The 14,810-nt window shown below is 58.1% G+C and carries 10 protein-coding genes and 2 pseudogenes; 5 read left to right on the top strand and 7 right to left on the bottom strand.

Annotated features, from left to right (window positions below):
• Positions 1-313: 313 nt before the first annotated feature.
• Positions 314-508: pseudogene (locus tag OKW29_RS08770) on the bottom strand (DDE-type integrase/transposase/recombinase); the annotation flags it as partial.
• A gap of 62 nt (positions 509-570) precedes the next feature.
• Between OKW29_RS08770 and OKW29_RS08775 the strand changes: the two are divergent.
• Positions 571-1,272, top strand: a complete 702-nt coding sequence (locus tag OKW29_RS08775; RefSeq protein ID WP_429290711.1) for an IS6 family transposase — start codon at positions 571-573, stop codon at positions 1,270-1,272.
• Positions 1,273-1,633: 361 nt separating this feature from the next.
• Here the strand turns inward: OKW29_RS08775 and OKW29_RS08780 are convergent, their stop codons facing one another.
• Positions 1,634-2,050: a hypothetical protein gene (locus tag OKW29_RS08780; RefSeq protein WP_429290712.1), complete on the bottom strand. Its 417-nt coding sequence runs from the start codon at positions 2,048-2,050 to the stop codon at positions 1,634-1,636.
• A gap of 128 nt (positions 2,051-2,178) precedes the next feature.
• A complete protein-coding gene (gene tatA, locus OKW29_RS08785) occupies positions 2,179-2,391 on the bottom strand; it encodes a Sec-independent protein translocase subunit TatA (RefSeq protein WP_429290713.1) in 213 nt (70 codons plus the stop codon).
• Positions 2,392-3,507: 1,116 nt separating this feature from the next.
• On the opposite strand from tatA, the gene OKW29_RS08790 reads away from it, so the two are divergent.
• Together OKW29_RS08790 and OKW29_RS08795 are read left to right on the top strand one after the other, a co-directional pair.
• Positions 3,508-4,383 carry a cyanophycinase gene (locus OKW29_RS08790; RefSeq protein WP_187614140.1) on the top strand — a complete coding sequence of 292 codons (876 nt, stop codon included), beginning with the start codon at positions 3,508-3,510 and terminating at the stop codon, positions 4,381-4,383.
• A gap of 248 nt (positions 4,384-4,631) precedes the next feature.
• Positions 4,632-5,456: a cyanophycinase gene (locus OKW29_RS08795; protein WP_429290714.1), complete on the top strand. Its 825-nt coding sequence runs from the start codon at positions 4,632-4,634 to the stop codon at positions 5,454-5,456.
• Between the two features lie 27 nt (positions 5,457-5,483).
• Here the strand turns inward: OKW29_RS08795 and OKW29_RS08800 are convergent, their stop codons facing one another.
• From OKW29_RS08800 to cphA, 3 genes are all read right to left on the bottom strand, one after another.
• Entirely contained in the window at positions 5,484-7,178 is a 1,695-nt protein-coding gene (locus OKW29_RS08800; protein ID WP_429290715.1) for a transglutaminase domain-containing protein, read from the bottom strand.
• A gap of 152 nt (positions 7,179-7,330) precedes the next feature.
• A complete protein-coding gene (locus tag OKW29_RS08805) occupies positions 7,331-7,663 on the bottom strand; it encodes a hypothetical protein (RefSeq protein WP_429290716.1) in 333 nt (110 codons plus the stop codon).
• A 124-nt stretch (positions 7,664-7,787) separates the two neighbouring features.
• Positions 7,788-10,586, bottom strand: coding sequence for a cyanophycin synthetase (cphA, locus tag OKW29_RS08810; RefSeq protein ID WP_429290717.1), 2,799 nt, complete (start codon positions 10,584-10,586; stop codon positions 7,788-7,790).
• 1,104 nt (positions 10,587-11,690) lie between these two features.
• Here cphA and OKW29_RS08815 point away from each other — a divergent pair.
• Together OKW29_RS08815 and OKW29_RS08820 are read left to right on the top strand one after the other, a co-directional pair.
• On the top strand, positions 11,691-12,566 hold the full coding sequence (locus tag OKW29_RS08815) for a tyrosine-type recombinase/integrase (protein WP_429290718.1): 876 nt from the start codon (positions 11,691-11,693) through the stop codon (positions 12,564-12,566).
• A 23-nt stretch (positions 12,567-12,589) separates the two neighbouring features.
• Positions 12,590-13,501: pseudogene (locus OKW29_RS08820) on the top strand (IS91 family transposase); the annotation flags it as partial.
• A 274-nt stretch (positions 13,502-13,775) separates the two neighbouring features.
• Here OKW29_RS08820 and OKW29_RS08825 read toward each other — a convergent pair.
• Entirely contained in the window at positions 13,776-14,795 is a 1,020-nt protein-coding gene (locus OKW29_RS08825) for an IS110 family transposase (protein ID WP_429290766.1), read from the bottom strand.
• Between the last annotated feature and the right edge of the window lie 15 nt (positions 14,796-14,810).

A 14,810-nucleotide genomic window follows, 5' to 3' on the forward strand; every position in this document is an offset into this window, starting at 1 on the left:
GGGCAACGCCGAGCCGACGGTAACGAGACTGAAGGAGGAGCGGATGAACACGGCAGAAAGGTCCCGGCGTTCGCTGGTTGAAAAATGGCTGACGCCAACTGCGGCGACGCCGATTCGGGTAACCCGATTCAGTCGCACAGGCTCTAGCCGCGGACGTTACGCACGCGTCGAGGTACAGCGACTGGAAGGTTCGATTGCGCTTTTTTTCTTCCGGCACGATGACGGCACATGGCAGGTGTTCCCGCCGGGACCCGCGGGGGTTCTGTCGCGGTAAGGCGATTTTGGCGTACGATTGCGATGTGATAAGGATTGCTTACATCGCCAGCGAGTAGAATTGCCGGGCGGCCGATGGCTTGAGTTTGCCTGCGTCTCTCATCTGCCCCTTGGCGATCATATGCATGAGTTCAATGCCGCTCAACAAGATGCGGGCACAACGGAAATCCTTGAATCCCAACATGGGTCGGGTACGTCGCTTGATCGCCCGATGGTCTTGTTCCACGATATTGTTGGGTTTTGTCGCGTTAAGGCGAGGCTGCTATGCTGGCGGCGTGAAGGCGAAGACTTTGATCGATGAAACAGAACCTGAATCAGGCCGTGGCAAAGGTGCTCAAGCGCCTGCACTACCCGCTCGACGTCATCCTTATGTGCGTGCGGTGGTACGTGGCGTACCCGCTGAGCCTGCGCCATCTTGAACAGATGATGGCCGAGCGCGGCATTGAGGTCGATCATTCGACCGTGCACCGCTGGGCCATCAAGCTGTTGCCGGTCATGGAGAAGGCGTTTCGCCGTCACAAGCGCCCGGTTGGCAAGAGCTGGCGAGTGGACGAGACCTATATAAAGGTGAAGGGTCAGTGGAAATATCTGTACCGTGCAGTTGACAAGGCCGGTAACACGATCGACTTCTTGCTGCGGGCACATCGCGATAAGGCTGCGGCCCGACGTTACTTCGAAAAATCGATCGCTCAAAACGGCGAACCGGAAACAGTGACGATCGATAAAAGTGGTGCGAATCTGGCCGCGCTCGAGGCAATCAATGCCGAGCGTGAAACGCCGATCAGGATCCGCCAGACGAAGTTTCTGAACAACGTCGTAGAGCAGGACCACCGGGCGATCAAGCGCCATACCCGACCGATACTCGGGTTCAAGGACTTTCGTTGTGCACGCATCCTATTGAGCGGCATCGAAGTGATGCATATGATCGCCAAGGGGCAGATGAAAAACTGCGGCATCGGGCAGACTCCCGCCGAGCAGTTCTACTCGTTAGCGGCATAAGTAATCCTCAGCATGTTCGCCCTTATTCAACCCACTTTCCTTATCGCGACAGAACCTTTGAATGTCCCTTCCCACATGCCGACGAACGGCAGTAGTTGGCCGCTCGCTGCCTGATGCATCTGGGACGCATCTCGATCCGTTCCTGACGTTCGAGTCCAACACACCTCGACGACCGCTATTGATGACAAAGCTACATTGGCTTGCGGGAAACTCTGCTGCGAAGTTTGCAAGGAAACGGAATTGCGTCATGGCCTACGCTGACTTTTTCGCGCGCATCCGCGCGATCCGCTGCAAACATTCCATACTATAGGATACCTAATAAAACAAGGGCCTCCGAGTCTCAGGCTGAGCGCAGACTCGCTTAGTCCTCCAATGAAAACGGTGAGCCGCCAGTGTTTTCCTCGAACCAATGAAACGCGTCTTCAGCGTCGATAAAACTGACGCGCTCGCGGATGGCCTTGAGCGTTTTGACTTGCTCCTTGATGTCGGCACGCGGGCTGCCATACGCGTTGAGTACTGCTTTTCCAGCAAACACCCGTTCCAGCCTTACGTTCTCGAGCTCGAGGGTAACCTTGAAAAATCCTCGCCGGATAGTATTGTTCACAAGGCTGTCGTCTGCGACGATCACCTGCACCGAGGTGTCCGAGTCGGCTGCATCGCCCCACAGCGTCGCAATATCCGTCAAATCTGTGCCGATAAGTTCACCCGCACGGGCATAGCCATCCTGCGCGCTAGTGACGGTTTTGTGAATCGGGTCAATGAGGAACGATACATCCACAGGCGTCTCTCTCCTGCCGAGTCAGAGTGCCAACGACTTCTCCTCGGCATAAGCTGCCGGGACAGTTCTCAATTACAAGAGCCAAGCGACGGGGTTGATAGAGCGACCCCGTGCGCCCTTTTTCCTGCTTATCTCACGGTCACATCTTTCGCGTGGCCATCAATTGTCGCTGGAATCGCACTTGCGTCGGTGGCCCGTGCTGCCGAATTGCCCATACCTTCCTTGAAGGCCTTAACGGCACCGCCAAGGTCCGCACCGGCTGTCCGAAGCTTTTTGGTACCGAAAACAAGAGCAACAATGGCCAAAACGATAAGCCAATGACCAATACTGAGACTACCCATATCACACACCTCTAAAACGAGAGAAACGTCGAACTGAAAACGGGATGCGCAATATTTACTCGACGACCCGTAACCTCAATCACGCTCACATGAACCACGCGTCCGCCGCGCATTCTGCCATAAAAATCAATAGCTTATGTGACCCCGTTTCGAGTCGGGACGGAGCGATAGACGAAAAGAGTTCTCCTCATCGCGGTAATTGCTACCCGATATTCCGGCCTATAGTAAGTGATCCAGCAACTACCGACTTTTTCGAGCGCCATTTCGCTGGCTAAATCTTTGAGATTCACGGCTCGGAAACGGTGCGCGCGAATGACGCAACATGGCCGCGTGCTGACCGATGCGGTCGGCAGAAGTCGACCCCATCCGGTCACTGGATCCCTCGCCCCTTCAATGGCAGCTTCCAGGATTCAACGGTCATCCGCGCCTTTGCGTCGGCGGGCAAGTATGCCTTTCCTTTCCGAACGGTTGCGGATCGCCGGCAACGATCGACCGGCGCCGTGACGTCGACGTCCACTTCCGAAAATACCGAGGGAGCACATCCCGACCCAATAACCGTCACGTTTGCCGAAAAGAGCAGCGGCCGAATGTGTACAGAAGATTTGCCTTGGGTGGCAGGCGTTTGACCGATCTGCCGGGTACGTCGACTGGTAACAGACGAATTGCGACGCTCCGGCGCCAAGCGCCACCTGCAATACTTGAATCGATGCGTCAGCATCGCACCACATCGGTTCAAATATGCACTTATTGCGTGCATATGCTATTCATGCGCTTCCGCGGCGGCCGAAGTTCTCGCGAGCTCTCGTTCGCAATCGCGATCTGCGCCAAGGGTTCGCGCCAACCCATGCGGACAAAAACGTTGGTGCATTTTTTGCTTTAAAATATTGTACGGTGTGGGCAGGTGCAGATTTTGTGTGACGCGAGGAAGATGCAAACCTGTCCACTATTGCTGCAGGCTTCAGGTTCGCGGGTTGCTGCACAGCGCCCACGAGGGTGCTGCCCGACTGATTCAGCACGGTTGTGGCGCTGCTCGAATCATCGGGCAGATAGCTGCGATTGTCGTGCCTATGGCGGACCGCCAGGTCGCCGGTCAAGCTTTGAGAAGGAGTGAATGGTATGCGTTCCGGAAGATCACCGAAGGGTGCCGCGCGAGGCTTTATTATCCCTATTGGCGGCGCGGAAAATCGGGTTCAGAACCCGGTTATTCTGCGCCGTTTCGTGAAACTTTGCGGTGGGTCGCGCGCGCACATTGCGGTCATCCCCACTGCCTCCTCGCTGGATGACACGGGGGATCTCTATGAGTCGGTGTTCCGCGATCTCGGCGCTGACCGAGTCAGTATCCTGCCATTCAAGACACGCCGCGACTGCGAATCGGACAGATACCTGAAGGTGCTCGATCGCGCCGACGGGGTCTTCATGACCGGGGGCGACCAGGTACGCCTCGCCGAGATGCTGAGCGACACGCCGGCGGCGGAGAAGCTTCATAGCCGTAACGCACACGGCATGCACGTAGCCGGGACCTCGGCCGGGGCCTCCGCCATGTCAGCTGCCATGATTGCCGGGGGGAAGAGCGGGGCCACGCCCCGCGCCGGGATGGTCGACCTGGCACCAGGCTTGGGGCTCATCAGCCGTTTTGTTATCGACCAACACTTCGGCCAGCGGGATCGGCTCGGACGCCTGCTCACGGCAGTGGCTTCTATCCCGTTTGGGGTGGGCATTGGGCTGGACGAGGATACGGCTGCGTTCATCGGTCCAGACGAAATGCTGGAGGTGGTAGGCAGCGGCGGCGTCACCATCATCGACGGGTCGAATCTGCGCAACTCTGCAGCTGATTCCGTTCGCCATGACGACCCGGTAGGCTTGACCGGAATACGTCTGCATATCCTGGTTGATGGCAATATGTATCATCTCGGGACGCATAGCCTGGTAGGCGGTACGTTGTCTGCGCGGAGTTACGTCCCGAGTGGATCGAACGCTACTGCTCTGACCTGATCGGCTAGAAGAGGCAAAAGCCGGATCATCCACGAAGCGGGGCAGCGCGTATCTGTGCTGCCCCGCTCCACGTTCCGCTTGCCGATATAAAATCGCATATCATGCGTCAACCCCTCGAAGACGCGAAGATAAGACGTCAGCTGATTCGAGCCCGGCAGCAACAAGGCTCCGGCCGGAAAAGTGGGTTACGTGGTGGCTGCACGAGACTTGGGCTACTTCAAGATTTGGCCACTCTATCGGAGTGAAAGTTGAGTCGTGCAAAGGCGCCCATTGGCGGTACACGAGGCTTTATTGTCCCCATCGGGGGCGATGGAAGGCTAATACGAAACGCTGCCATTCTGCGCCGCTTCATCGAGATTTGCGGCGGCTCCCGCGCGCATATCGGCATCATCCTTACGGGCTCCGCGACCAAGGACGCCGGCCGCCGTTATGAAAGGGCGTTCCGTGATCTGGGGGGGGATCGGGTCAGTGCCCTCAAATTTGAGACCCGAACCGACTGCGAGGCGAAGCGAAACCTGGACATGCTCGATAGTGTCGACGGGCTTTTCCTCACGGGGAGCGACCCGGTCCATCTTTCCGAGACGCTAGGTAGTACTTCGATGGCGCAGAAAATTCGCAACCGGAATGCACAGGGTATGCACGTGGCCGGCACCTCCGCTGGCGCAGCGTTCCTGCCCGGGCAGATGATTGCGGCCGGTGAGAGTGGCACTACGCCGCGTGCTGACATTGTTCAATTAGCGCCGGGCTTGGGCCTGATCGAGCGGTTGATCATCGATCAGCACTTTCGCCACCAGGACCGGCTCGGGCGTCTGCTCATGGCCTTGACTTACAACCCACTTGCCATCGGCATCGGCCTGGATGAAGACACCGCCGCCTTTATCGGTCCGGATCATAGGCTGCAGGTCCTGGGCAGCGGCGGCATCACCATTGTGGACCCATCCCAACTGCAACACTCCGCCATACATCCGGATCGCCGCCATGCCCCAGTAAGCGTAGTTGGCCTGCACCTGGACATACTGGTTGAAGGCAGCCTGTATGATTTAACAGCGCATATGGCGAGCATAAGGCGCTAATTTCGCATTCATCCCGTCAGGGAGCAACTAGTGCAACGAGGCCTCCCGGAGAATCTTGATCTGAATGTCAGGTACAAAAAAGTCCGAATACATCAGATCGTTACCGACCTTTTCCCAGGAGTCGGGCCTGCATATCTCGCACATCTTTTCCGTCCTGCTGTTTTCTATATAGATCCACGACAGAGCGCCAAAAAACCTTTCGTGCCTTTCCGGCAGATTGTCCGATGAGCTTTCCATAGGTACCCATCCTACCGCGGGGACATAGAACTCTACCCACGCATGATCATAATCCGGCACACAGACCGAGTTGACCCTTGCATATCTCAGTTTGTACTCGGGAACCTTGAAATCTCCGACCGGCCTGCATGCCACCCCGCAAAGCCTCATTAATCCTATCAACAGCTCCATGTACTTTCCGCAAGTCCCTTCGCCGCTTCTCAAGGTCTCAACGGGACTTGTATACGTGTTGTTGTAGCGGTACTCCAATCTGCTATAAACATATTCACGCACGGTTTTGGCAATCTTGACTACATTTCCGCGCTCTTTTCTCGGGATCGCCGAAATCAGGTCCGCAGCAATGCGCCTTAACTCTTGCCTATCCATATCGTACCTGAGCTCTCTCTTAAGAAATCGCGTCTTAATTTCCTCTGGATAGCCTGAATCCGGGGCATTCAACTTGAACCTTATCCCATATAGTTCAAGTACGGCGCTGTAGCCGAAGTAACGACGTTCTTTATCAAGCTCAACGCCCCTGAAATCGAATTCCGCAATCTCGTTGCCGCTTTCGTCCCTTCTTATAATCCCAGGAACATCTCCAATAATTTTTACTGATTTCACCTTCTGCCTTCGCGTCTCGACCGGAATCGACAACCTGACGCACATCTTGACGCCCTTGATCCTTTCCAGAATATCATGGGCAGGCTTGAGCATTTCGGCATAAGAAAATTCCACTTCGTAACCATCCGAAAGCCCGAAATTTCCAGCCATACCAAGCCCCATTATTTTATAATCAAGTTTCTCTATAAAGCCATCTGAAATGTTCCTGTTGAGTTTTATATTTGGACTGTTGTCGACATCCGGCTTCGCGCCCGCATCATCAAAGACGTCCCAACTTTTCTGATTGTAGAATATATAGATGCCAGATCTTTCTGTATCTGATGTTTTAACTGAAGCTATTCCAGACGCCCCCTCATGGGGTGTCGTCAGCGATGCCAAATGAGTCCCGTCAAGACTGTATATATAAATGGCCCGACTAATGTCACTCAATATGAAGATGCGATCCCCATGCAAGGTAATGTCGTTTATTCTATTACCCACATCCACTGACCGTATTGGCCGATCCCCATCCAGAATGAACAAGATCCCGCTACTGTCAGCCACGTAATATCTGCCGCCTTTCCAATATAGACCGACAACATCTTTTGCGTCATTGATTGTGACGGTGTCCATAACTTCATAGACCATCCCATTTTCTATCCCGAGCGCATAGATTCTATTAAAACGCGAATAATTTATAATGCCATCCGGTCGCATACATATGGCACCTGCCCCCTTGAATTCGTTGAAGCTTTTGAAGTTGACAACTCCTTGAAAGAATCCCGTCCGAACGTCAATTTTGCCAAGAGCCCCAAGCTCCGGATCTACGACGAAGATCGCATCTTCCTCATTGCTATCTATAGAGGTGATGTTCTTTGCAAAGAGCGGTTTTATCGAGGTGATCACAAATCCCCCGGATCATGCTGATCGGTGAGGCATGGGCCGGGCATACGCCCGACCCATTCTCTCCAAGTCTTGTCGGAGGCGGCGCTTGAAACCGCAACAGAGCTCCTTGAGGGTGTGCGCTGCGCCTTCTGCGCACAAGCGCACCAAGACCGCTAATGCTGTCGGCCTCTCGACGTTTCCCGCTCCCTGCCTCTCAGGTTTTCCCGCTCTCTGTCTCTCAGGTCGTCTCGCTCCCTGTCTCTCAGGTCCTCTCGCTCACTGCCTCTCAAGTCTTCTTGCTCACCACCTCTCAAGGCCTCTTGAATAAAATCGGCAAAGTCCGAGAGATGCCTTAGATTTGAATCCAGGGGATTGCGCGAAGACCCGCTCATTGCTTCATGACGTATCAGGTCCAGGGCGATTTCGACGGCCACCCTCCGCTTCGAGGAGGCATCCAGCGTGGCGTCGTTATCGTTGTAGAGAAGAAATTTCTGTTTCTCATCCATTTTGACTCTCCAAGGTATTGAACTCCATGAAGGATGGACCTCACGCTTCATCCGCCCTGGAGCCCTGTCACCAGGTCCGCTTGCGACCGCCTGGCAGGTCGTCGTAACCACGGCGAACAGTCATTCAGTCTTCAATCTCTCGCGCCAACCGCACGCCGCGCTCGTCACGAATGATCTCCATGCTACTACTGTCCCACCCGAACCCGCCCAGGTCGTCTTGACGGATCTTGACTGGGGTCAGCCTTCTCTCAATGGCGTGCCCTGTTTGCGCGTCTGGTCTGAAACTCACGATCTGCTCCCAGGCACGTGTGTAGTCTTCGCTCAACAAGAGGAGCAAGTCGCCAGGCCCGGCCATTTCGAGCGCCGACTGATTCGCCGTCTGCTCATCGGCTATGACCTCGATCTGCTCTGCCCCGACTCCATTCTTGCGTAGTGACTCTCGCAGCATTTCCGGCACTTCAAGGTGATCCCGCCCACGCGAGTCACTGTCCCTGTGACAAATGTAGTGCTCAAAGTGTCCCGCCGCGATACGGCCGATCTCCAGGATGTCCTCGTCACGGCGGTCGCCGGGAACCGTCAGCGAAACGATCTTCGCACGCTCGGCTCCCAACCGGTCTACCAGACCGCACATGGTTTTCACGGCCGCGGGGTTATGGGCATAGTCCAAAATCACCCTGAAGGGATGCTGATCGTAGATGTTCAGGCGGCCGGGGGTCTGGAGGAAGGTGTTATCAAAGGTGCGCAGGCCACGGCGGATGCTCTCGAGATCGATCCCGAGGCCGTGGGCGAGGGCCGCAGCGAACATCGCGTTCTGCACATTGTGGAATGCGAGCCCCTGCACCGTGGCCGGGATCACGTGAGTCCACAACAAAGGAAAACGGTGACCGCTGTCCCACAGGCAGACCATGTGGCCGTTTATCTCTTCCTCCAGCACGACCGCCACGCCGCCCGCCTGGACGTGCTCATTTACCAAGGGGTGAGCCGCGTTCATGGTCACGTAGCCGAGGCGGTTTGCGTGACTATGATCCGCCATCTTCAGGCACAAGGCGTCGTCAGCGTTGAGGACGGCCATCTCCTTCGCCACCTCGACGACGATGCGCTTGACCTCCGCCATTTGCTCCACCGTTTCGACCCCGCGCAGGCCTAGGTGATCGGCGGTCACATTGAGGCAGCCCGCCACGCTGCATTCCGGATAGCCCAGCCCCCGCCGCAGCAGGCCGCCCCGGGCCGTCTCCAGTACGGCGGCATCCACGGCGGGGTCCGCAAGAATCATGCGGGCGGACGTCACTCCGGTCATGTCACCCTTCACAGTCAACCGTCCGTCGACATAGATGCCGTCGGTGGTGCCCAAACCCACCGTGTACCCCGCCAGTTTCAAGATATGAGCGAGCATGCGCGAGGTGGTGGTCTTGCCATTGGTGCCGGTAATGCTGGCAATGGGAATGGTGCTTGGAGCACCGGGTGGAAACAGCATATCGATGATGGGCCCGGCAACGTCCCTGGGCGTTCCTTCAGTGGGCGCCAGATGCATCCGTAGACCCGGGCAAGCATTCACCTCGCACATGGCCCCGCCGGTCTCACGAAATGGCGCGGAGATATCCGTGGTAATGAAATCAGCTCCCCCGACGTCCAGGCCGACGGCCCTGATGGCCCGGACGGCCATCTCCCGGTTGTCCGGGTGCACGCTATCGGTAACATCGATGGCGGTGCCGCCGGTGGAAAGGTTGGCGGTGGCACACAAGTAGACGATCTCGCCCGCCACAGGCACCGTCGTAGGACCATAACCCTTGTCAGCAAGGAAGCGTTCTGCCACGCCGTCGAGCTCCACGCGGGTGAGCACGTTTTCATGTCCCGCACCCCGGCGTGGATCCTCGTTAACCTCGTCCACCAACTCCTCGATGGTGTGAATACCGTCACCTGACACATGTGCGGGGATGCGTCTGGCAACCGCCAACAATTGATCATTGACGACCAGCATGCGGTAATCAGACCCCGGTATATAGCTTTCGACGAGCACTGCCTCGCTGTACTCCTGAGCCCTCTCAAAAGCGAGCTCCACCCGCTCCGGGGTTGTAACCTGAACCGATACACCCTGCCCGTGATTAGAGTCCAATGGCTTGATCACAACGGGATAGCCGATCTGTTCGGCACTATGGACGGCGTCGCGGGCGCTATAGACCTTGCGCTGCCTCGGCACCGGCAGGCCCGCGTCACGCAGGATCCGGTTGGTCTCCGCCTTGTCCGAAGCCAGGTCTACCGCGATCTGACGGGTCTCGCTGGTGAGCGTCGCCTTGATGCTTTTCTGGAAGCGGCCGCAGCCGAGCCGTATCAGGCTGCCGCGGTTTAGGCGCGTCCATGGAATCGAGCGCTTCATGGCGGCGCTCACCAATGCGGCAGTGCTAGGTCCCACGTCGCAACCCCGCGCATAACGGATGAGTTCATCCAGTTCATGTTCAAAGTCGAAAGCGTCATCGAAGTTCCGCTCCGGCTTCAGCTTGAGGTCTTCGGGAAGCAAGTGCTCGAGCAGGGCCAGGGAAAGGTCTCCGGCTTGCCGACCGACATCCTCGTCCAGGTATTCGTAGACTATGTCGTAATGCCCGCGCGGCCCGGCGGCGCGCGTCTTGCCAAAACTCACATCCGAGCCTGCCAGCTTCTGCAGTTCGATCGCTACGTGCTCCATGACATGGCCCAGCCACGTTCCTTCGCCTTCGACCATGCGCCGCACGAACCCACCGGGGGCTTGATAGGAACAGCCATGTTCCCGAAGGCCGGGCAGATAGCCAAGAAGACGATCGATGAAGCCTTGGCCGAGGCGCCCGGTTGGCCACTCTTCAAGCACCCCCAGATCGATGGTGTACCGAATGACCGGGAAACGGGCATGAATATTGGGTCCTTGATAAGCGATGAGTGACTTGACTTCCATTTCATGACCTCCTGCAGTCTCGTTTCAGGTCATTGGTCTCCAAAGCCGCCGAAGTCCCTACAGCCATGGCCTGATCTGATGCGGTTGTGAGGTAGATGGGAGACGAAATTGGGGATCGTGCACGCCAGCACTGTCCGGCAAGCCGCAAGCACTAACGTGACTCGACGGGCCTTCGCTTGGTTTTCATGCAGGGAATGGACTCGGCCAAGATGGCAGAACAGCATCGCCACGAAACGACTCCGCCTTGACAGCGCGTTGCCGAGACGAGCAGCACTAGCCTTCTTTCTCATTGGCCCTGACCTGGACCGCTCGATGAGCGCGAGGACCTGACTGGACATGCTGCAGGGTGCCTTCACGTCGTGCTCCTGGCCGGTGGTAGATGTGTTAAACGGTCACCCACACCCTAACGCTCCAGCGTCATAACCTTGAACTGGACGAGAGTTATTACAGGTAAGACGCGCGCCACTTTGTAGTCGTCGCAACAGAGACGCACTCATGGGTGTTCCAAGCACGATGACTGCCCGGAACCATCTCCGACCGATCGGCCACTTTAAAAATAGAGGCATTTCCAGATAAAGCAACATCTCTTCCGTAATTTTCTGCCCGACATTTGAGATCTTGCCGAATCCGAACGTCTATCGGCTCTCAGGAGCAAGGGACCGTGGCGAGCAACTGTCCTTGCGTCACGGCGAACGTGGCCCAACCGAGGAACCACAGATTGCTCGCGCACCGTTGCTCCATGGCAGATGATTCGCCTGAACAACGTAAGTCAGATCATCCACCATCGTCCACTTCGGCGTGTCGAGACCGAGAGTCTCGTCCGGGCCGATCGCTCGATCGCTCGAATAGGCTGGCGGTTCCGCAAAGCCGACAAGAGAGTGCGATTAGCGACCACGCAGATTAGCAACCACGCACGAGTGTCCGGAATGGCCGATGAAGCAACGTTCATCCTCGCGAATGGAATGGCCGCTTGCTGGGTGAGGACGAAACCGCTCGCGCGGTAAGGGGCTCCGGCCGACGTTAGTGGTCCCGGAGAGGAAACCGACTCTGTTTTCATGTTGAAGGGCGAGGCAATCCGCCTCGTCGTTCAACGGGAGCAGAGCCATGACTCACACCAGCCAGGATATCAGTCCGCTGCGCCAGCGCATGATCGACGACATGCGCATGCGCAAGCTCGCACCGAAGACGCAAGCCGGTTATGTCCGCGTGGTCCTTCAGTTCGCCGCGTTCCTCGGGCGCCCGCCCGGCACCGCCACCGTCGAGGACCTGCGGCGCTACCAGCTGCATCTGGTCGACCACGGCATCTCGCCCGTGTCGCTGAATGCCGCCATCACCGGACTGAAGTTCTTCTTCGAGATCACGCTCCACCAGCCCGAGCTGATGGCGAGGATGCAGCCGGTGCGCGTGCCCCGCACGCTACCGGTCGTGCTCAGCGCCGACGAAGTGGGCCGCCTGATCGCCGCCGCCGGCAACCTGAAGCACCAGACCGCGCTGTCGGTCGCCTACGGCACCGGCCTGCGCGCCAGTGAAGTGGTGGCGCTGAAGGTCGGCGACGTTGACAGCCAGCGCATGACGCTGCGTATCGAGCAGGGCAAGGGCCGCCGGGACCGCTACGCGATGCTCTCGCCGGTCCTGCTGGAGCGCCTGCGTGTCTGGTGGCGCGTGGCCCACGCGCAGGGTCGCATGCTCAAGGGCGGATGGCTGTTCCCGGGGATGGATCCCGTCGACCCGCTGACCCCGAGGCAACTGAACCGCGCCATCCATGCCGCCGCCGAGGCCGCGAACATCGACAAGCGCATGTCCATGCACACGCTGCGTCACAGCTTTGCGACTCACCTGCTCGAACAGAAGGTCGATATCCGCCTGATCCAGGTCCTGCTCGGGCACCGGCAGCTCGAGACCACCGCACTCTATGCCCAGGTGGCCACCGACCTGCTACGCCAGGTGATCAGCCCGCCGGACCGCCTGCCTTCCGAGTAGGCCAGCACCGCGCGGAGCGCCCCGTGCTCGAGGTCGCGGACATCTTCCGCGTCCACGGGCCAGCGTGGCGACAGACTGTACGGCTGAGCCTGGGACAGCTGAAGGTCATGTCGGCCATCGAACAGTGCCGCAGCGCGGCGCTGGGTGGACATGTGTTGCGCTGTTCCGGCTGCGCAAAGCTGGAGATCGCCTATAACTCGTGTCGTAATAGACATTGCACAAAGTGCCAGGCGAGCGCCGCACACCGGTGGCTCGAGGCACGTCAGGCCGACCTGCTGCCCGTCGAGTATTACCACGTGGTCTTCACGCTGCCCGCCGCGATCAGTGCGATCGCCTGGTACAACAAGGCGGTGCTCTACTGGCTGCTGTTCGATATCGCCGCCGACACGCCGCGCACCATTGCCGCCGATCCCCGACATCTCGGCGCCCAGATCGGCGCGACGCTGGTGCTGCACATTTGGGGCTCGTCACTCACACACCATCCCCACGTCCACGGCATCGTCCCCGGTGGAGGCCTGTCACCCGACGGTGAGCGATGGGTCGCCTGCCGGCCCGGTTTCTTCCTGCCGGTGCGTGTGCTCTCGCGGCTGTTCCGGCGCCGTTTCCTGGAAGAACTCGCAGCAGTGCATCGTCGTGGCCAGTTGCGCTTCTTCGGCGAGTACGCCGCGCTCGCCGATCCTGTGGTCTTCGCCCAGTGGCTCGCGCCGCTACGCGTGTGCGAGTGGGTGGTCTATGCGAAGCGCCCGTTCGCGGGACCCGAGGCGGTGCTCGCCTACCTGTCACGCTACACGCATCGCGTGGCCATCTCCAACCAGCGGCTGGTTGCGCTCGATGAACGCGGGGTCACCTTCCGCTGGAAGGACTATCGCGCGAAGGGGCGCACCCGCTACAAGACCATGACCCTGGGCGCGGATGAGTTCATGCGTCGCTTTATATGAACGCGTCCCGTTTGCAACAGTTTTCGTGTGTTCAGACAGACAGGATGGGCTGCAGCTTTATATCCGGCCTTGTTGCAGCGGTATTGCTGCTGCGGGCCTCTATGAACTACGCTGACTCGCACCTCATTTCCTGCGCGAGCTCGAAGCTCGACGGCGCATTCAGGTTTAGCGAGTCCCGGTCCTACCTGGTTTGTCATCACACTCGATTGCTGCGCAACCTTTCGACGTTCACCCTGTGTTAATCGTTGATCTTCTGCTTCGCGTGAACCATTCAGGCGGGCTTCATGCTCACGTAGGCCTTCTGGTACGGCTGGTCATGGGCCAGCACAGCCCAGATCGTCCGCGCCATCTTGTTCGCCAATGCAACGACCACCACATTCTTTGGTCGCCGCTTCATCATCTGCTTGACCCACTCGCCGGGCTCCTTTGCGTTCTCTATTACGCTACGCGCGCCGTGGATCAGCAGTGTCCGTAAATAGGTGTCGCCTCTCTTGCTGATCCCGTGCAGGTTCACCTTTCCGCCCGAGCCGGTCTGCTTCGGCACGATGCCAACCCATGCGGCAAACTCCCGCCCCGAACTGAATGCTTTCGGATCGCCCATCATTGAGACAGCTGCCGTTGCCGTCAGCAGCCCGACGCCGCAAATTTCGCTAACCGCCTTCACCGCCTTGTCTTCCTTCTTCCACTCGCGCATCCGGCGCTCGATTTCGGCAACCTGTTCGTCCAGCTTCGCCAGTCCATTCCACTGCTCGCGAAACGTATCAATCAGCACGGCGGGCAGGCGCTCCGCGATCCGTTCGAGCACGACCGCTATCTCCTTGTTCAGCTTGTTCCGGCCCTTGCTCATGATCTCTCCATATTCCATCAGCAGTCCACGCAGGTTGTTGATCTGCATCGTGCGAAATTTGATCAGCTGCTGCCGCATACGGTGTAGCGCCAGCATCGCCTGTTGTATCTCGGTCTTCACCGCGACGGCCTTACCGGGTTGCTGCACGGCCATCCAGATTGCACGGGCGTCCGCCGCATCGTTCTTGTTGCGGATGTTGAACGCCTTCACAAACTTCGCCGGCATCAGCTTTACCACGTGACCCATGTTCGTCAGTTGCCGGACCCAGTGGTGCGATCCGCCGCACGCCTCCATGCCGATCAGGCACGGAGCCCGGTTCGCGAAGTACTCGAGAAACTTTGCACGCTTGATCGGCTTGTTCACGATTTCTCCGGTTTCCTGATCGACGTAGTGGACCTGAAAAACCGACTTTGCAATGTCAATCCCAACTGGCGTAAGCTTCACGACGGATCCTCCTGT

The organism is Paraburkholderia sp. CI3 (genome assembly GCF_050436505.1).
In the GTDB taxonomy this organism is placed as follows: Bacteria; Pseudomonadota; Gammaproteobacteria; order Burkholderiales; family Burkholderiaceae; genus Paraburkholderia; species Paraburkholderia tuberum.